The sequence below is a fragment of the Mesorhizobium sp. Arg314 genome, assembly GCF_053714275.1.
In genome coordinates, this window is sequence record NZ_JBSKBP010000007.1 from 145145 (window position 1) to 162678 (window position 17534).

Sequence of the window (17534 nt, forward strand, 5' to 3'; positions counted from 1 at the left end):
TCGACGGTTCCGGATCCGTCCTGAGCGGCGGCGGTTATGACCCCGGTACGTCGTAGATCGCCCGGACCTCGACCGTGCCGAGTTCGGCCAGCGGAATGCCCCCGGCAAGCTTCAGCGCCTCGGTAAGGTCCGCTGCCTCGACCATGACGAAGCCGAGCAGTTGTTCCTTGGTCTCGGCGAACGGCCCGTCGGTCACCAGCGCCTTGCCCTTGCGCCGCCTGAGCGATTTCGAGGTCTTCACCGACTGCAGCGCCTGCGCGATGATCAGCTTGCCCTGTCGGTCGAGCTCCCTGTCATAGGCGAGCGAGTCGGCATCGAGCTTGGCCGCGCGCTCAGGGGTCAGCGCATAGAGATCCTTTTCCTCGCCATAGACCAGCAGGACATATTTCATTTCAGGTTCCCTTCCGTTGATGCGTTATAGGGGGCCAAGGCGACGGTGTCGGTTTTGCTTGCCGTTGCCGCGTGATCGAGCAGGAATGCCGCGACGCCGATGATGGCGATGGCCGCGGCCAGCCGGCCGAAGCCGGGCGACGGCGGATCCAGCCAGAACTCTTCCGGTTGCCGGGCTTTTCGCCCCGGCTTTCCCCAGAGCGCAAGAAACAGATTGTCCATCCTAATCTCCATCGGCCGCGAGTGGCCGCCCGCAGGACGGTCGGGCCGACGCGAAGTCGACATTTTCGCACGCACATTTTTTTCGAGAATTTTCGAAGTGCGTCGCGCAAGCACAATCATATCAAGCCATGGATGGTCTTCCGGCCCGCCCGCGCTATAGTTCGACAGAACGCCGGCGCTCGCCGGCGAGAAACCCCGACACGCAGGAGGAATTTCATGGACCGCACCGCAAACGCCGTCTGGAAGGGCAATCTGACGGAAGGCAAAGGCACGCTCGACACGCAGAGCGGCGCCCTGACGGCCGCGCCCTATTCCTTCAAGGCGCGCTTCCAGGACGAGAGCGGCAAGTCCGGCACCAATCCGGAAGAGCTGATCGCCGCAGCGCATGCCGGCTGCTACGCCATGCAGCTGTCGCACTTCCTGGCCGAGAACGGCACCCCCGCCGCCGAGCTCGACGCCAAAGCGGTGGTGACGCTGGTCCCCGGCACCGGTATCACCGGCAGCGCCATCACCCTGGTCGGCAAGGTGCCTGGCATCGATGCCGCGAAGTTCCAGGAACTGGCCGAGAAGGCCAAGGCCGAATGCCCGGTCTCGAAGGCGCTTGGCGCCATCAAGGTCTCGTTGGACGCAAGGCTTGGCTGATCAGGCGCATATTTGGCCAAGGTCGCGATCCTTCGCGCCCCCCTCTGCCCTACCGGGCATCTCCCCCTCTTGGGGGGAGATTGGCGGTTCCAGCGCCGGCGCTCTTCTCTCAACGTCGGCGATTGGCGAAAGCCGGCGCGACATCTGTCTCCCCCCAAGAGGGGGAGATGTCCGGTTTACCCTCCGAGGCTGCGGCGTAGCCGCCGCGGAGGATGGGCAGGACAGAGGGGGCGCTGTCCCGCCGACGTTTCCCGCTAAGGGACTTAACCGCCCAGCGCCTCGATCCTCGCCCGCAACGCCGCGACCTCTTCTTCGAGTCCCCGCACGCGCGCTTCGAGATCCACATCCGCAGCTGTCGCCGCCGGCTGCCACGGCGCCGCTACCGCCGCCGATTCCACCGGTCCGCTCAAGAGGTGCACATAGCGCTCCTCGCGCTGCCCGAGCGCGCGTTCGAGCAGTTGGATCAGCGGCGGCCGGCGGCCGATCATGAGATCGAGATTGTCGCGAAACTCCTCGATCGAGGCAAAGCGCGCCATGCGTTCCGAACGGGCAAGCAGCTCATGCGCGGTCTGCGCGCCGCGCAGCAGCAAGAGACCGATAACGGCGATCTGCGGCGTGGTCAGCGAAAAGCGCTGCGCCATCAGATGCTCGTAGCGCTCGACGCGCGAGGCGAAGGCCTGGCGCACCAGCCCTTTCTGCTCGAGCGAGCTCAGCGCCCGCCTGATTTCCGCCAGTTCCAGCGCCATCACCGGTTCGCGCGCCGTCTTCTGGTTGGCGGCCTGATGCGCGCCGTTGAGCGTCAGCGGGTAGACGTCCGGCGTCAGCTCCTTCTTCTCGATCAGCGAGCCGAGCACACGGGCTTCGATGGGAGAGAGGACGGGGAGATCGGTCATCTGAGCTATCCTTTTGAAGCCGGAGGGACAGCGCCCCCCTCTGTCCTGCCGGACATCTCCCCCTCTTGGGGGGACATCAGCAGCTTCCGCGCAGCTCGCCCATTCTTGCCGCGTTGAAGATTAGCGAAAGCTGAGGTGACGGCCAATTTCCCCCCTTGCGGGGGAGATGGCCGGCAGGCCAGAGGGGGGTTGACGGATCGCTACCGATGCGATTCGTCAGCAATCACCCCTGCGGAACTAAACCCTTCTCTCCACCATCATCTTCTTGATCTCGGCAATCGCCTTCGCGGGATTGAGGCCCTTCGGGCAGGTCTGCGCGCAGTTCATGATGGTGTGGCAGCGATAGAGCCGGAACGGATCTTCGAGATTGTCGAGCCGCTCGCCCGTCGCCTCGTCGCGGCTGTCGATCAGCCAGCGGTAGGCCTGCAGCAGGGTGGCCGGGCCGAGATAGCGGTCGCCATTCCACCAGTAGCTCGGGCAAGACGTCGAGCAGCAGGCGCACAGGATGCATTCGTAAAGCCCGTCGAGCTTCTCGCGATCCTCATGGCTCTGCAGCCATTCCTTGGCCGGCGTCGGCGAAACCGTCTTCAGCCAAGGCTCGATCGAGGCGTGCTGGGCGTAGAAATTGGTGAGGTCGGGCACCAGGTCCTTGATCACCGGCATATGCGGTAGCGGGTAGATCTTCACCGCGCCGGAAATGTCGTCGCAGCCCTTGGTGCAGGCCAGCGTGTTCGAGCCGTCGATATTCATGGCGCAGGAACCGCAAATGCCCTCGCGGCAGGAGCGGCGCAGCGTCAGCGTCGGGTCGATCTTGTTCTTGATCCACAGCAACGCGTCGAGAACCATCGGCCCGCAATCGTCCATGTCGACGAAATAGGTATCCATGCGCGGATTCTCGTCATCGTCCGGCGACCAGCGATAGATGCGGTATTCGCGCAGGTTGGTGGCACCCTCGGGCTTCGGCCAGGTCTTGCCCTGCTGGACCTTGGAATTCTTGGGAAGCGTGAGTTCGACCATTACCTGCGGTCCTTTCGGATGACGAGCTTCAGCCCGGACCAGATTTCGTTCACGGCGGCGACCTTGACGTCGACCAGGTCGCGCTTCAGCGCCTCCGACCGGATGACATCCTCGGTGACATCGGTCGGCACCTTGGAGGCCTTCTTCGGCCATGAGACCCAGACCATGCCGTCGCGTTTGATCGCCGTCTCGATGCCGGACAGGCCGTCCTCGATCTCGGCGCGCTGCCGGGTGAAGGCGTGCACGGCGTCGTATTTCTGGCTTCCCGAGATCGCCGACCACTCCGCCAGCCGATCGACGCCGGCAAAGGAAACGGCCTCGGTCAGCGCATCGAGCTCCGGCGGCAACGCGATGAAGGCGGCGACCATGCCGTCCTTCAGGCCGAGCTTGGCCGGAAGAGGCGTGCCGGAATATCCCGTGGCCGCCTGCGCCATGATCAATACACCCGCGCCTTCGGCGCGATCTTGGCCAGGCTGATGCCGCCGTCCTTTTCCGCCAGCAACGGCTCGGTGTGCACCGGCCGGTAGGTCAGCGCCACCTTGCCGTCCTCGCTCAGATGGGCAAGCGTATGCTTGCGCCAGTTGGCGTCGTCGCGCTTGTCGAAATCCTCACGCGCATGCGCGCCGCGGCTCTCCTTGCGCGCCTCGGCGCCATAGACCGTGGTGATGGCGTTGGCCATCAGGTTTTCCAGCTCCAGCGTCTCGACGAGGTCGGAATTCCATATCATCGAGCGGTCGGTGACCTTGATGTCCTTGAGCTCGCCCCAGAGTTCCGAAATGCGCTTGCAGCCGTTCTCGAGCGATTCCTGCGTGCGGAACACGGCGGCGTCTTCCTGCATCGCCCGCTGCATTCTCTCACGCAGCACCGCGGTCGGGATCGAGCCGTTGGCGTGGCGCAGGTGATCGAAGCGCTCCATGATCTTTTCGACCGAAGCTTCGTTGGGCGTCGGGATAGCCGACTTGCGGTCGATCACCTGGCCGGCGCGGATGGCGGCCGCCCGCCCGAACACGACGAGGTCGATCAGCGAGTTCGAGCCCAGCCGGTTGGCGCCGTGCACCGAGGCGCAGCCGGCCTCGCCGACCGCCATCAGGCCGGGCGACACCCGGTCGGGATTCTCGACCGTCGGGTTGAGCGCCTCGCCCCAGTAATTGGTCGGCACGCCGCCCATATTGTAGTGCACCGTCGGCAGCACCGGGATCGGCTCCTTGGTGAGGTCGACACCGGCGAATATCTTGGCCGATTCCGAAATGCCCGGCAGGCGCTCATGCAGCACGGCCGGATCGAGATGGTCGAGATGCAGGAAGATGTGGTCCTTCTTCTTGCCGACGCCGCGGCCCTCGCGGATTTCCAGCGTCATGCAGCGCGAGACCACGTCGCGCGAGGCAAGGTCCTTGGCCGACGGCGCATAGCGCTCCATGAAGCGCTCGCCCTCGGAATTGACCAGATAGCCGCCCTCGCCGCGCGCGCCTTCGGTGATCAGGCAGCCGGCGCCATAGATGCCGGTCGGATGGAACTGCACGAACTCCATGTCCTGCAGCGGCAGTCCGGCACGCGCGGCCATGCCGCCGCCGTCGCCGGTGCAGGTGTGCGCCGAGGTGGCGGAGAAATAGGCGCGGCCGTAGCCGCCGGTCGCCAGCACCACCATCTTGGCCGAGAAGCGGTGGATGGTGCCGTCATCGAGGTTCCAGGCCACCACGCCGGTGCAGGTGCCGTCCGGCTCCATGATCAGGTCGAGCGCGAAATACTCGATGAAGAACTGAGCATTGTTCTTCAGCGACTGGCCGTAGAGCGTATGCAGGATGGCGTGGCCGGTGCGGTCGGCTGCGGCACAGGTGCGCTGCACCGGCGGACCGTCGCCATAATTCATCATGTGGCCGCCGAACGGCCGCTGGTAGATCTTGCCTTCCTCGGTGCGCGAGAACGGCACGCCGTAATGCTCGAGCTCGTAGACCGCGGCCGGCGCTTCGCGCACCATGTATTCCATGGCGTCGACATCGCCCAGCCAGTCCGAGCCTTTGACGGTGTCGTACATGTGCCACTGCCAGGAATCCGGGCCCATGTTGGACAGCGAGGCGGCGATGCCGCCCTGCGCCGCGACGGTGTGCGAGCGCGTCGGGAACACCTTGGTGATGCAGGCGGTGCGCAGACCCTGCTCGGCCATGCCGAGCGTGGCGCGCAGGCCGGCGCCGCCGGCGCCGACGATCACGACGTCGAATTTGTGGTCGACAAAGCTATAGGCGGAAGCCGTGTTGTTTGCGTCCTTGGCCAAGACTTCAGCCTCCGAATGCCAGTTTGAGCAGGGCAAGCAGCGAAGCGACGCCGACTGCGACTGCGAAGAAGGTGTTGAGAGCGATCAGCGCCAGTTTCATGCCTTCGCCATGCACATAGTCCTCGATGATGACCTGCATGCCGAGCCGCATGTGGTAGAGGCCGGAGATCAGCACCAGCGCCAGCACCAGCGCCACGAAGGGATTGGCGAGCGCCGCCCGCACTTCCGTGTAGCCGTGGCCGTTGACCGCGATCAGGAAGCCGACGAAGAACAACAGCAGCGGGATGTTGGCGATCGCCGTCAGCCGCTGGCGCCAGAAATGCAGCGTGCCTTCGCGCGCCGAGCCCAGGCCGCGCACCTTGCCGAGCGGCGTGCGCATATCGTTATTGTTGCCGCTCATGCCAGGCCCCCCCGCGCCATGTAGCCGGCGATCCAGATCAAAAGCGTCAGCACGATCGAGCCGGCGAGCGTCGCCCAGGCGATCTTCGAAGCGGTGTGTTTTTCCAATCCCGCCCCGGTGTCCCAGACGAGGTGGCGCAGTCCGCCCAGCATGTGGTGCATCAGCGCCCAGGTGTAGCCGAAGAGAACCAGCCGGCCGAGCCAGGAACCGAAGGCCCAGTCGACCCAGTCGAAAGCGGCCTGCGAGCTCGCAGCAGCGATCAACCACGCCGCCACCAGCAGCGTGCCGAAATAAAGCGCGCCGCCGGTGATGCGATGGATGATCGACATCGTCATCGTGATCGGCGGCCGGTAGATCGACAGATGCGGCGAGAGCGGCCGTTCACGTCTGGCAACTGCGCGGGTGGCTGGTGATTTGCTCATGGCTCCCCCAGTTCGGCATCCTGGAGCCGCGATGAGAATGCGGCGTTTGCCGCCCGCATATATGGCTCCGGACAGCCGGTTTCTAATGCTCTTTTTGCACCGCGTCAAAGCCGGAAAATCGTTTTGGAAACATCATTTAGTCTGACAAATTGGCGGCTGCGCGCTTCAATCGATTAGCGGCTGTTTTGAAGCCGGCGCAGCGTTCGCTGCAGTGCGGTATTCTCATCTGTACGGGCAAGTGCCGGGGTGTGCTTGAGATTCAGGTCAGGCAGGGCCGAGAACGGTGGCTTCCGAGAACCGGCCTACGCCGGCCGTAGTCTCGATTTAACTGCCAGCCACTCATGAGTGCTTCGGCCGGCGAAGGGCGGAAGCACTCACGAGTGGCTGGCGTTTGCAGGCCGGCGTGACCTGAATGGCAGCGTACCCTCAGCGCTTGCAGGTCTGCGGCGTCGATCCCCGCTTCATCACCAACGCCTCGCGCCCGTCGATCACGATTGCGTCATGCGTCGCAGCTTCCTGGTAGCGGCTGCTCTGGTTGGCGGGCGAGGCCGCAAATTCCTCGGCCGTACCATCCGGCCGGACCACACGCAGCGACGCGCCGAGATTCTGGATGGTGATCATGCCGCCATTGCCGCATCTGTAGGTGGCCGTGCCGATACCGGATCGCGGCACGGTAAGGTCGGTGATGGTCTTGGTTGTGGGTGGCGCAGGCGTTGCCGGCATTTTGGCCGTTGCAGATACCGGGGGTGTTGCCGGTATCGGCGCCGCCCCAGCTGCGGCGGACTGCTGGGTTGGCGCGGACAAGACCGGCGGCGGCGCGGCATTGGCCGCTTTCGGCGCGTTATCCTGCGGCACGCAGGCCGCGGCCGCGAGAAGCAGCGGGATCGTTATCGACACCCGAACCGTGTGGCCAAAGCTCATGCGCTGCCCCTTTCGTGCGCGGCACGCTACAGCAATTCCAGGGAAAGTGTGAAACGGCTGGGCTCGGCGCATTCGCCGTAGCCCTCCGTCCGGAATTGCGTCAAACGCTCTAGCCACGCGGCGCCCCAAGATCAAGTTCACCCAGAGTCACCCCCGCTCCGCGCCCGCTCCCCCCTGGGAAACCGGTCCCGGAAATTAACCATGTTCCTTAAGAACCGGCGTCGAAGGCCTCCAGCCACTTAACAAAGGTTAAGAAAGAGTTAATTTCTGATTCGGACCGGATACCGGGCGCGACCTGTCGCGTCCATCAAGGGAGAGCGACATGCGTTTGAATTCAGTGCGGATAGTTCTTGCGGCCGCATCGCTGGCGGCGCTTGTCGTGGCGATCGCCTCGCCGGCCGAAGCGGGGCTGCGGCATCACGACCGCGTCTATGCCGATTCCTTCGGCAATCTCGTCATCGACAGCGCCGCCGGCTACAAGCGCATCATCGTCGGCGAAGGCAAGCTTGCCAGGAAGCTTTCCGAATACACCGGCGCCGGCCAGCCGGATGTCGTCTATGACGGTGCGGACGAGCCTGGCGCGCCCGGCTGCTACCAGGCGCCGGTGCTGGTGAAAGGCCGCTCCTATATGTACGGGCTTTCCGACGGCGAGATGCCCAATCTCAGCCCTTGCCGTTGAAAACCGTCGGCGCCTGGCGGCGGCGCGCCGAGCCTGATACCCGGACGCAGTCGCGGCCGGCATTCTTGGCTTCGTAGAGCGCGGCGTCGGCGCGCCGCAAAAGATCGGCAAAACCTTCGTCCGCGGCCAGTTCCGCCACGCCGAAGCTTGCGCTGCAGCGATGGTCGGCGGGCACGCCCTCGATCGGCAAGGCTCCAAACGCGTTGCGCGCGCCCTCCGCGAAAAGCCGCGCGGCGGCAAGATTGGTGCCTGGCAGGATGATGGCGAACTCCTCGCCGCCGATACGGCCGGCGACGTGGTGCTTGGCGGCGGCTTCGCGCAGGAAACCGGCGAACGTCTCGATCACGCGATCGCCGCAGGCATGGCCATAGCTGTCATTGATGCTCTTGAAATAGTCGAGATCGGCGATCACCAGCGCCACCGGCACGCCACGCCGAACGGCATCCCGCATGGCAAGGTCCGCGTGACGCTCGAAGCCGCCGCGGTTGAAGAGCCGCGACAATGCGTCGGTTTCCGACTTCGAGGTCGCCTCGGCCAGCACGTCGCGCACCAGGACGGCTAAAGCAAGCAGCGCCAGCGCCAGCCCGAACACGGTGCCGAGCGATTGCGACACCAGCGCGTAAGCCGTCTGAACATAGGCTTGCGGGTTGGCGCCCCAGCCACCCAGCGCTCCCGCGATGAGCGGCTTGGATGCAAACTGCACGGCGCTGGCGCCGAGCACCAGCGCAAGCAGGTGGTCGAACCGCCCAAGCCTTTGCCGGGAGGAGAGCACGATGCCGAGCGCGGCGAACTGCATGGCGGCGTAGGGAAGCTGGTAGGCCATCATTCGCGTGAGCGAGTGGCGCGGCAGATCCTGCGCCAGATAGACGGCGACCGTGGCGACGACCAGGAAGCACAGCATCGGCGCCCAGGGCGGCCGCACGCCATATTTATGGGCCAGCCCGCCATTGAAGGCGATGGTCGCGCCGAGGAACACGGCAAAGGCGGCAACGACCGGCAGCCGCGCGTCCGCGAAGGCGGGGATGCTGAATTCGATGGCGAAATAGGCCATGCCGAGCAGGTAGCTGAAGGCAAGCCAGCGCGCCGACACGCGCCCGGCATCATAGACGGCAATCGCCATGAACGCCCCTGCCAGGAGCCCGGCGACGAGCAGGTTGATCATCAGGATGAAGTCGGCGCTGCCCATATCTTCCTTCGTCGGACGTTCCGGACAGAAAACCATCGACGGGCGAAGAACACGTTAATGCGCGCATGAGTTGCTTGAAGCAACCCGGAAATAGCGTGCAGCGGTCGGGCTCGGCGACTTCGCCGTGGCCTTGCCTCAGCCGACGGCGAGCGGGTCGGCAACGAAAGTCGTTTCGGGCCGCTCGTAGGACAGACGGACGCTGTCGCGGCCGTTCTTCTTGGCCTTGTAGAGCGCCTCGTCGGCGCGCCGCATCAAAGGCATCAGCCCTTCCTTGCCGGTGCGGGCGGCAACGCCGAAGCTTGCCGTGACCCGGGTGCCGGGCGGCAGGCCGTCGATCGCGCCGGCCGAATAGAAGGCGCGGATCGCTTCGGCAAAGAGCCTTGCCGAAGCAAGGTCGCTGAGCGGCAAAAGCACGGCGAACTCTTCGCCGCCGATGCGGCCGGCGGCCCCGCGCGCACCGGTGGCGGAGCGCAGCTTGGCGGCGAAGTCGGCAATCACCCGGTCGCCGGTCTCGTGCCCGTATTGGTCGTTCAGCGCCTTGAAGTGATCGAGGTCGGCCAGCACCAGGGCGACGGGAAATCCGGCCTTGCCGCACTGATCGAGCAGCAGGGTCGACCGCTCCTCGAAGCCACGACGGTTGAGGATGCCCGACAGCGGATCGGTGTGGGTCTCCGCCTTCAGCGCCCTCATCACATCGAGCGCGGCGGCGGTGAACAGGCAAAGCGCGATCAGCAGCGACAAAAGCGCATGCGAAAGCAGCGCCGTCGTCCAGTAAGACGAGCCGTAGAAGCCGGCATAGCTCGGGAACGGTCCATGCGCGACGACGACGACCAGCGTGCGGGCGGTGAAGTTCAGCGCGGAAAGCAGCGACAGCGCGAACAGGATCTTTTCGGTCGGTCCATTGTTGCGAACCGGCCTGAGCTCGGCAGCGACGAGCAGGCTCAAGCCGCCGAAACCGAAATTCATGCCGAGCACGCGCCAGGTGAGATCCGGCTGGACGAACATGAACCATGCGAAGGCGGCGAGCCCGCCACCGGTCATGATGCCGATGCCGATATAGGGCACGCGCCGACCGTAGCGTGCCACGATCGCGCCGGAAAGGCAGCAGGCAGCAATCGTGAAGCATATGTTGGAGATCAGCTTGGTCAGCACGACGCCGACCGGAAGCGTGAAATATTGCAGCAGGAAGCCCGGCGCCGACAGGCAGTAGCTCGCGGCCAGCGCCGCCAGATACGGACGATGGCGCTGATAGGACCACAGCACGAGGAACGCAGCGCCAAGCGCCAGCGCTATTGTCGGATTGAGCAGCGCTATGAGCAGACCGGTGTCCAAAGGACTGCGACTTTCCCCAACTTACCCAGGAGGAGATACTAAGACGTAAGCCCAAACAAGCGGTTAAGCGGCGGCCTGCGTTGGCAGGTCGCATGCGTCGGAGATTGGCCGAAACGCCCATCCCGTCGTCATCCACGGGCGAAGCAAGGAGCGAAGCGACGCGGCGCAGACCCGAGGATCCATGCCGTGAGGCATAAGCGCTTCTGCGGTGCAGAATTCTGCTCCGCTGCACCCTTCGATCAAGGTAACGGCATGGATCCCAGGGTCTCCGCGACGGAGCTTACGCTCCTGCTTCGCCCTGGGATGACGAGATTGGGGCTTGCGCGGATTTCCGGGCCTGCTGCTTTCCAAACCGCGCCGTTATTTCCAGTCGCGGATGTCGACGAAGTGGCCGGCGATTGCCGCCGCCGCCGCCATGGCCGGCGACACCAGATGGGTGCGGCCCTTGAAGCCTTGCCTACCCTCGAAATTGCGGTTCGAGGTCGAGGCGCAGCGTTCATGCGGCTTCAGCCGGTCGTCGTTCATGGCCAGGCACATCGAGCAGCCGGGCTCGCGCCAGTCGAAGCCGGCGGCGAGGAAGATCTTGTCCAGTCCCTCGGCCTCGGCCTGTTCCTTGACCAGGCCGGAGCCCGGAACGATCATGGCGTTGACACGCGGATTGACTTTTCTGCCTTCGACGACCTTGGCGGCGGCGCGCAGATCCTCGATGCGGCCATTGGTGCAGGAGCCGATGAACACCCGGTCGAGCGCGATGTCGGTGATCTTGGTTCCCGGCGTCAGCCCCATATAATCGAGCGCGCGGATCTTCGACGTGCGCTTGTTCTCGTCCGCGATCTCTTCGGGATTGGGCACGATGCCCTGCACCGAGACGACGTCCTCGGGCGAGGAACCCCAGGAGACGATCGGCGGCAGTTTCGCCGCGTCGAGCACGATCACCTTGTCGAAATGCGCGCCCTCGTCGGACTGCAGCGTCTTCCAATAGGCAAGTGCTGCATCCCAGGCGGCGCCCTTGGGCGCGCGCGGCTTGTCCTTGACATAGGCGAAGGTCGTCTCGTCCGGCGCGATCAGGCCGGCACGGGCTCCGCCCTCGATCGACATGTTGCAGATCGTCATGCGGCCTTCCATCGACAGCGATCGGATGGCTTCGCCGGCATATTCGATGACATAGCCGGTGCCGCCGGCCGTGCCGATCTCGCCGATGATGGCGAGGATGATGTCCTTGGCGGTGACGCCTTCCGGCAACCGGCCGTCGACGCGCACCAGCATGTTCTTGGCCTTGCGCTGGATCAGCGTCTGGGTGGCGAGCACATGCTCGACCTCCGACGTGCCGATGCCATGCGCCAATGCGCCAAAAGCACCGTGCGTGGAGGTATGGCTGTCGCCGCAGACGATCGTCATGCCCGGCAGCGTGAAGCCTTGCTCCGGACCGATGATGTGGACGATGCCCTGGCGGATATCGTTCTCGGAATAATATTCGATACCGAAATCCTTGGCGTTCCTGGCCAGCGCCTCGACCTGGATGCGGCTTTCCTCGTTCTTGATGCCGAACTTGCGCTCGGGCGAGGTCGACACGTTGTGGTCGACGACGGCCAGCGTCTTTTCCGGATGCCGGACCTTGCGGTTGCTCATCCGCAGGCCTTCGAAGGCCTGCGGGCTGGTGACTTCGTGCACGAGGTGGCGGTCGATATAGAGCAGGCAGGTGCCGTCGTCCTGGCGGTCGACCGTGTGATCGTCGAAGATCTTGTCGTAGAGGGTGCGCGGTGCGCTCATGTGCGTAAATCCGTCGATATGAGAATAGGAAGAAGGAGCGCCGGCAGTCCGGCGCAACGACTGCGATCCGTCGGCTCAGCTAAGTCGGCTGGTAGGCGCGCCGCAGACGCGCGCGGCAAATCGCGACGGCAGGCGCTTTCTGTCCTGCAGCACAAAACCCTTGTAGGCCGGATCGCTGAAAAGCTTTTCCATGGCGGCGTAAATAGCAATGTTTTGGCTTTTCGGCAATTGCGGCAGCTTTGCCTTCTCCCCGTGTGGGGGAAGGTGTCGCCGAAGGCGACGGATGAGGGGTGCTCCAGGGAACGCCGTCGTCTGACTCCGCTGGAACACCCCTCATCCGTCTCGGCGCTATCGCGCCGATCCACCTTCTCGCACAAGGGGAGAAGGGAGAGCCGCGCTCAAACCACCTCAAAAACAAACGTCTTCACCAGCGCTTCCGGGTCGCCGATCGCATAGCAGCGGAACCACGGACTCTCCTCGGCCAGCCGCCATTTCCCTGCCTGCGTGATTTCGTCGAACACCACCTGGAACCCGCCGCTCTCGAAAACCTGGTCGCGCACGGTGAAGATGGCGTGGCCGCCGCTCTTGGTGACGCGCACCAGCTCATGCAGCCCCGAAGCCGGCGCGTGGCCGATGGTGAAGACGCCGGTCGAGAAGAAAGCGCGGAAATGCCGGTCGGGCCAGGGCAGCGGCCCGCCGAGCATCGCCTTCTTCAACTCGCCATAGGCATTGCGGCTGCCGGCAAGCTTCAGCATGTCGTCGGAAAGATCGAGCCCGGCGATGTCGCCATAGCCCAGCGCCTTGAGCGATGGTCCCGAAAGGCCGGTGCCGCAGCCGGCGTCGAGCAGCGGGCCTTCGCCCGCCGGCACGTGCCGCGCCACCCAGGCGGTGATCAGGAAAGGCAGGAGGTAGCCGAGCGAGGCGGTTTCGCCGTCATAGGTCGCCGCCCATTCGGCATAGGCACTGGCCAAGGCTTCCGGCGTATCGGCCGTGTAGACGGAGTCCAGCGCCGCATTGGCCTTGTCGAAATTCATGGGACGTCTCCTCCGCGGGCGCATGTGACCCAAGGTAGAGCAATTCCAGGAAAAGTGGGAACCGGTTTTCCGTCCGGAATTGCGTCAAAAACAAAGAGATCGCGCGGACTTTGGCGCCGGGCTATTCCTGATGTTGCCGGCGCAGCCGCTGCTCCAGCGCCCGCAGCGCCAGCGACAGGCCGACGGTCAGGATGAGATAGATATAGGCGACGATCGAATAGGTCTCGAAGAAGCGGAACGAGCCCGCGGCATAGACCTTGCCGATCTGCGTGATGTCGGCGACGCCGAGCACCGAGACCAGCGAGGAATCCTTGACCATGGCGACGAAGTCGTTGCCGAGCGGCGGCAGGATGGTGCGGATCGCCTGCGGAAACACGATCAGCCGGAAGCGCTGCACCCGTGTCAGACCAAGCGCCTTGGCCGCTTCGATCTGGCCCTTCTCGACCGACTGGATGCCGGCGCGGAACACTTCCGAGATGAAGGCCGAATAGCCGATGGTGAGCGCCATGATGGCGCGCCAGAGCAGCGAGACGTCGCGCACCAGGAGTTCGCCCATGAGGCCGGCGCTCTGCAGCGGTGCGGTAAGGGCGTTCCAGGCGGCGACGAAGGCCGGCGCGCCGGCAAAGGCGATCCAGAACAACAGCACCAGGATCGGCACGCCGCGGATGATCTCGACATAGAAGCGCGCGATCTGGCGCAGCCACCGCGATCCCGACAGCGCCATCAGCGCAATGCCGAGCCCGAACGCCGAGGCCAGCGCGAAAGCGACCGCGGTGACGAAGATGGTGATGCCGATGCCCTTGGCGACGGTGGCGAAGACCTCGGCGTAGAGGTCGCTGGAAGCAATGGCGAGGGCGGCGGCCAAAGCAAGCACGGTCGCGGCGGCCAGCCACCAGGGGAATTCGGATTTGGCGGTGAAGGCTGCGGACATCAGGCGGCGCCGGCAGCGTAGTTGCGAAGGCCGCGTTCCGGCACACCCCCCTCTGCCCTACCGGGCATCTCCCCCGCAAGGGGGGAGATCAGATGTCGCGTTGGCTTTCGCCAATCTCCAACGTTGGAGGAAATGCGCCAGCGGTGAAGTTGCCGATCTCCCCCCTTGCGGGGGAGATGTCCGGCAGGACAGAGGGGGGTGTGAAGGAATGAGGCCTTTGGAAACTTCGGCCCGCCACTGTCGCGCATCATTGGCAACAAAAGCGCCTACTGCCCCATCTTGTAATCAAGAAACCACTTCTTGTTGAGCTTGTCCAAGGTGCCGTCGACCTTGAGCGAGGCGATCGCGGCGTTGACCGGCTTGACCAGGTCCGAGCCCTTCGGGAAGATGAAGCCGAAGTCCTCGGTGCCGAGCGGCCCGCCGATCAGCTTCAACTTGCCTTCGGAAGCATCGACATAGCCCTGGCCGGCGGTGCCGTCGGTCAAGACGACATCGACATCGCCCGACTTCAGCGCCTGCACGGTCGCGCCAAAGGTCTCGAACAGTTTTATGCGCGGGTTCTGCTCGTTGCCGTCGAGCACGCTGTTGACGGCGGTGTAGAACGGCGTGGTGCCGGGCTGGGCGCCGATCAGCCCGTCCTTGAAGGCGCCGAAGCTCTTGGCGTCGGTGAAGCGGCTTTCATCGCCGCGCACCAGCATGAACTGCTCCGAGCGCATGTAGGGATCGGAAAAATCGACCTTCTCCTTGCGGTCGTCCTTGATGGTGATGCCGGTCATGCCGATGTTGTACTGGTTGTCGGAAACCGCCTGGATCATCGCGTCCCAGGAGGTGTTCTGGTACTCGACCTTGAAGTTCAGCCGCTTGGCGATCTCGTCCATTGCGTCATATTCCCAGCCGATCTGCTTGCCGGTCTTCTTGTCGATGAACTGCAGTGGCGGATAGGCGTTCTCCGTCACCACCACCACCTTCTTGCCTCCGAGATCGGGCAGGTTGTCGGCAAGCGCGGCGACGGGGGCGAGAAAGCAGGCCACCATGGCGGCCAGCAGCAGTTTCGACTTGGTCATGACAAATCTCCGAAGGTGCAGGGCCGCGCTGCAATTCTCGCGGCCAGGAAAATCCGGGGCCGACTTTAGCTTGCCGCAAGCGCCTTGCAAGCCGGTCGGCACCGCCTTGGCGCGCCAATACGCAAATCCAATGCTCTTCAGCGACGGTTTCGAGGACGGCCGTCGCGGCGATCAGTCCTGATCGGCCGTGGCCTCGCGCAATCCGGCGACCAGGCGGGTAAGCGTGCCATGCAGGGCTTTGAGCTCGGCCCGCCCCAGCGGCACGCCGCAGCTCAGCCCTTCCTGCACGTCCTTCATCTTCGCCCGCAGCGCCTGGCCCTTGGCGGTCGGCTCGACCAGCACCCGCCGCTCGTCTGCCGCATCGCGGCGCCGAGTCACGAGGCCGCCCGCTTCCATCCGCTTGATCAGCGGCGTCAGCGTCGCCGAATCGAGACCCAGTGCGGCGCCGAGCTCGCCGATTGTGCTCGGCGAATGCTGCCACAGCGCCAGCATCGTCAGATATTGCGGATAGGTGAGGCCAAGCGGATCGAGCAATGGCCGGTAGAGCTTGGTCATCAGCCCGCTTGCCGAATAGAGCGCAAAGCAAAGCTGCTGGTCGAGGCGCGGCACGTCAATCGTCCCGGCGGTATCCGCCGGGACGTCCATGGCTCGAATTTCGGTTGTCGTCGTCATGCTGCCTTTGCCGGATGCGCCCTTGCCGAGAGCGCCACATCGATATTGCCCCGGATGGCGTTGGAATAGGGGCAGATCTTGTGCGCTTCCGATACAAGCGCCTCTGCGCCCGCCTGATCAAGGCCCTTGATCTCAGCCGCCAGCGCGACGCCGAGTTTGAAGCCGCCCTGGCCGTTCGGATAGAGGCTGACCGTGGACGTCACCGAAGCATCCTGCAGCGGCAGCTTCTGCTGGCGCGCGATGAAGCGCACCGCGCTTTCGAAGCAGGCCGCGTAGCCGACGGCGAAAAGCTGCTCGGGATTGGTGGCGCCACCCTTGCCGCCGAGCTCCTTCGGCATCGCCAGATCGACCTTGAGCAGGCCGTCGCTGGTCTCGCCGTGACCGGCGCGACCGCCGGTAACGTGAGCCTGGGTGCTGTAAAGTGCCGTCATCTTCATCTCCATTTGATTTGTACACTATTATTTAGTGTACAAGGTAATTGCCTGTCAACCCCGATGTCGTCATCCACGGGCGGAGCGACGCGAAGCGGAGCGCAGACCCGAGGATCAAAGCTTTGCTGCAGCGTAGACATTCGAAACGCTGGCGGGACAGCACCCCCCTCTGGCCTGCCGGCCATCTCCCCCGCAAGGGGGGAGATCGGACGTCACCGCGGCTTTCGCCAATTGTCGACGTTGAAAGGAGGGCGCGTCGCCCAAGCTGCCAATCTCCCCCCTTGCGGGGGAGATGTCCGGCAGGACAGAGGGGGTGTGAAGGAACGCAGCACTACAAAACTGCCCGAGAACTGGCCGAGGATGGCGAGGGTCGGGCAGACTTGCCAAAACGAAAAGGCGGCCGAAGCCGCCTCTTCCAAACAGTGCTGTCGAAGTCTCTTATTCGGCGGAAGCGGCCTCGGCGGCTTTCTTCTCCGCGGCTTCCTTGGCGGCCGTCTCGGCGGCCAGCGCCTGCGCGGCGGCAACCTTCTCGGCCTCGATGCGGGCGCGTTCGGCGTTCAGCGCATCGCGCTCTTCGTCGTTAAGCTTGCGGGCGCGGACGCCGGTGTTTTCCGAAATGCGGGCCGACTTGCCGCGACGGTCGCGCAGGTAATAGAGCTTGGCGCGGCGCACCTTGCCGCGGCGCACGATCTCGACGCCCTCGACCATCGGCGAGTAGACCGGGAAAACGCGCTCGACGCCTTCGCCGTAGGAAATCTTGCGAACGGTGAAATTCTCCTGGAAACCGGAGCCGGAGCGGGCGATGACGACGCCCTCATAGGCCTGGACGCGGGTGCGGGTGCCTTCCGTGACGCGCACCTGGACGCGCACGGTGTCGCCCGGCTGGAATTCAGGCAGCTTGCGCTTGGCTTCGATCTTGGCGGCCTGTTCGGCCTCGAGCTGACGGATGAGATCCATCTCAAATATCCACTTCTTGTTCTTCCGACAGTCAGAGCGTCCTGCGCTCGCCTTGCAGTTCCATTGGCCGCTCGGCTATGCCCATCGGGCAGGGACGACTACACCGCACTTGTTGACGGGTCCAGAAGATCGTTCTTCCGGTTCGGGCGGGCACATACAGCTATTTCAGCGCTTTGTCACGCCCCTAATGCATGTCGCTCAGAAGTGTGCGCGGTTCTGGGACCGCGGCATGCATCAAAACAAGGACTTTGACGCGTATTTTTTGAACCTGATGGCACCATGATATTGCCGCCGTGCCGGGT

The 17534-nt window shown here is 64.5% G+C and carries 20 protein-coding genes; 2 read left to right on the forward strand and 18 right to left on the reverse strand.

All coding sequences use genetic code 11. The features are described 5' to 3' along the window. Positions 1–34: 34 nt before the first annotated feature. Entirely contained in the window at positions 35–391 is a 357-nt protein-coding gene (locus ACWGS9_RS09965) for a YciI family protein (protein WP_320309156.1), read from the reverse strand. Then, positions 388–612, reverse strand: coding sequence for a hypothetical protein (locus tag ACWGS9_RS09970; protein WP_454505080.1), 225 nt, complete (start codon positions 610–612; stop codon positions 388–390). The genes ACWGS9_RS09965 and ACWGS9_RS09970 overlap by 4 nt, the downstream gene beginning before the upstream one ends. Before the next feature lie 216 nt (positions 613–828). Here ACWGS9_RS09970 and ACWGS9_RS09975 point away from each other — a divergent pair, with 216 nt between their 5' ends. Next, the gene (locus tag ACWGS9_RS09975) at positions 829–1254 is read left to right on the forward strand and encodes an OsmC family protein (RefSeq protein WP_454505081.1); all 426 of its coding nucleotides are present in this window, start codon (positions 829–831) and stop codon (positions 1252–1254) included. A 263-nt stretch (positions 1255–1517) separates the two neighbouring features. Here ACWGS9_RS09975 and ACWGS9_RS09980 read toward each other — a convergent pair whose 3' ends face one another. The 7 genes from ACWGS9_RS09980 to ACWGS9_RS10010 form a co-directional block, all read right to left on the reverse strand. Next, positions 1518–2147, reverse strand: a complete 630-nt coding sequence (locus tag ACWGS9_RS09980; protein WP_454505082.1) for a YceH family protein — start codon at positions 2145–2147, stop codon at positions 1518–1520. A gap of 237 nt (positions 2148–2384) precedes the next feature. Further along, on the reverse strand, positions 2385–3164 hold the full coding sequence (locus ACWGS9_RS09985; RefSeq protein WP_454505083.1) for a succinate dehydrogenase iron-sulfur subunit: 780 nt from the start codon (positions 3162–3164) through the stop codon (positions 2385–2387). After that, positions 3164–3598, reverse strand: coding sequence for a DUF3052 domain-containing protein (locus ACWGS9_RS09990; protein WP_454505084.1), 435 nt, complete (start codon positions 3596–3598; stop codon positions 3164–3166). The genes ACWGS9_RS09985 and ACWGS9_RS09990 overlap by 1 nt, the downstream gene beginning before the upstream one ends. A 2-nt stretch (positions 3599–3600) precedes the next feature. Then, positions 3601–5433 (reverse strand): succinate dehydrogenase flavoprotein subunit, encoded by a 1833-nt coding sequence (gene sdhA / locus ACWGS9_RS09995; protein ID WP_454505085.1) that lies wholly within the window; start codon positions 5431–5433, stop codon positions 3601–3603. A 4-nt stretch (positions 5434–5437) separates the two neighbouring features. Beyond that, positions 5438–5833 (reverse strand): succinate dehydrogenase, hydrophobic membrane anchor protein, encoded by a 396-nt coding sequence (sdhD, locus tag ACWGS9_RS10000; RefSeq protein WP_454505086.1) that lies wholly within the window; start codon positions 5831–5833, stop codon positions 5438–5440. After that, complete coding sequence (gene sdhC, locus ACWGS9_RS10005; protein WP_454505087.1) at positions 5830–6255, reverse strand: succinate dehydrogenase, cytochrome b556 subunit; 426 nt, start codon at positions 6253–6255, stop codon at positions 5830–5832. Before sdhC ends, sdhD begins: the two co-directional genes overlap by 4 nt. A 426-nt stretch (positions 6256–6681) precedes the next feature. Then, positions 6682–7176, reverse strand: a complete 495-nt coding sequence (locus tag ACWGS9_RS10010) for a hypothetical protein (RefSeq protein WP_454505088.1) — start codon at positions 7174–7176, stop codon at positions 6682–6684. 322 nt (positions 7177–7498) lie between these two features. Between ACWGS9_RS10010 and ACWGS9_RS10015 the strand changes: the two genes are divergently transcribed. After that, a complete protein-coding gene (locus ACWGS9_RS10015; protein ID WP_454505089.1) occupies positions 7499–7855 on the forward strand; it encodes a hypothetical protein in 357 nt (118 codons plus the stop codon). On the opposite strand, the gene ACWGS9_RS10020 is transcribed toward ACWGS9_RS10015, so the two are convergent. The 9 genes from ACWGS9_RS10020 to rplS all read right to left on the reverse strand — a co-directional run bounded on the left by ACWGS9_RS10020 (position 7839) and on the right by rplS (position 17232). After that, on the reverse strand, positions 7839–9041 hold the full coding sequence (locus ACWGS9_RS10020; protein ID WP_454505090.1) for a GGDEF domain-containing protein: 1203 nt from the start codon (positions 9039–9041) through the stop codon (positions 7839–7841). The two genes, ACWGS9_RS10015 and ACWGS9_RS10020, sit on opposite strands and share 17 nt — an antisense overlap. A 135-nt stretch (positions 9042–9176) precedes the next feature. Further along, complete coding sequence (locus ACWGS9_RS10025; protein WP_454505091.1) at positions 9177–10373, reverse strand: GGDEF domain-containing protein; 1197 nt, start codon at positions 10371–10373, stop codon at positions 9177–9179. Between the two features lie 360 nt (positions 10374–10733). Next, positions 10734–12143, reverse strand: coding sequence for a 3-isopropylmalate dehydratase large subunit (leuC, locus tag ACWGS9_RS10030; protein ID WP_454505092.1), 1410 nt, complete (start codon positions 12141–12143; stop codon positions 10734–10736). A 398-nt stretch (positions 12144–12541) separates the two neighbouring features. Continuing rightward, entirely contained in the window at positions 12542–13177 is a 636-nt protein-coding gene (locus ACWGS9_RS10035) for a class I SAM-dependent DNA methyltransferase (protein ID WP_454505093.1), read from the reverse strand. A gap of 121 nt (positions 13178–13298) precedes the next feature. Beyond that, positions 13299–14108: an amino acid ABC transporter permease gene (locus tag ACWGS9_RS10040; RefSeq protein ID WP_454505094.1), complete on the reverse strand. Its 810-nt coding sequence runs from the start codon at positions 14106–14108 to the stop codon at positions 13299–13301. A gap of 266 nt (positions 14109–14374) precedes the next feature. Then, positions 14375–15172 (reverse strand): transporter substrate-binding domain-containing protein, encoded by a 798-nt coding sequence (locus ACWGS9_RS10045; protein ID WP_454505095.1) that lies wholly within the window; start codon positions 15170–15172, stop codon positions 14375–14377. Positions 15173–15343: 171 nt separating this feature from the next. Beyond that, on the reverse strand, positions 15344–15844 hold the full coding sequence (locus ACWGS9_RS10050) for a MarR family winged helix-turn-helix transcriptional regulator (protein ID WP_454505096.1): 501 nt from the start codon (positions 15842–15844) through the stop codon (positions 15344–15346). Next, positions 15841–16281 (reverse strand): organic hydroperoxide resistance protein, encoded by a 441-nt coding sequence (locus tag ACWGS9_RS10055; RefSeq protein ID WP_454505097.1) that lies wholly within the window; start codon positions 16279–16281, stop codon positions 15841–15843. Before ACWGS9_RS10055 ends, ACWGS9_RS10050 begins: the two co-directional genes overlap by 4 nt. Positions 16282–16713: 432 nt before the next feature. Further along, the gene (rplS, locus tag ACWGS9_RS10060) at positions 16714–17232 is read right to left on the reverse strand and encodes a 50S ribosomal protein L19 (RefSeq protein WP_454505098.1); all 519 of its coding nucleotides are present in this window, start codon (positions 17230–17232) and stop codon (positions 16714–16716) included. Positions 17233–17534 lie beyond the last annotated feature (302 nt).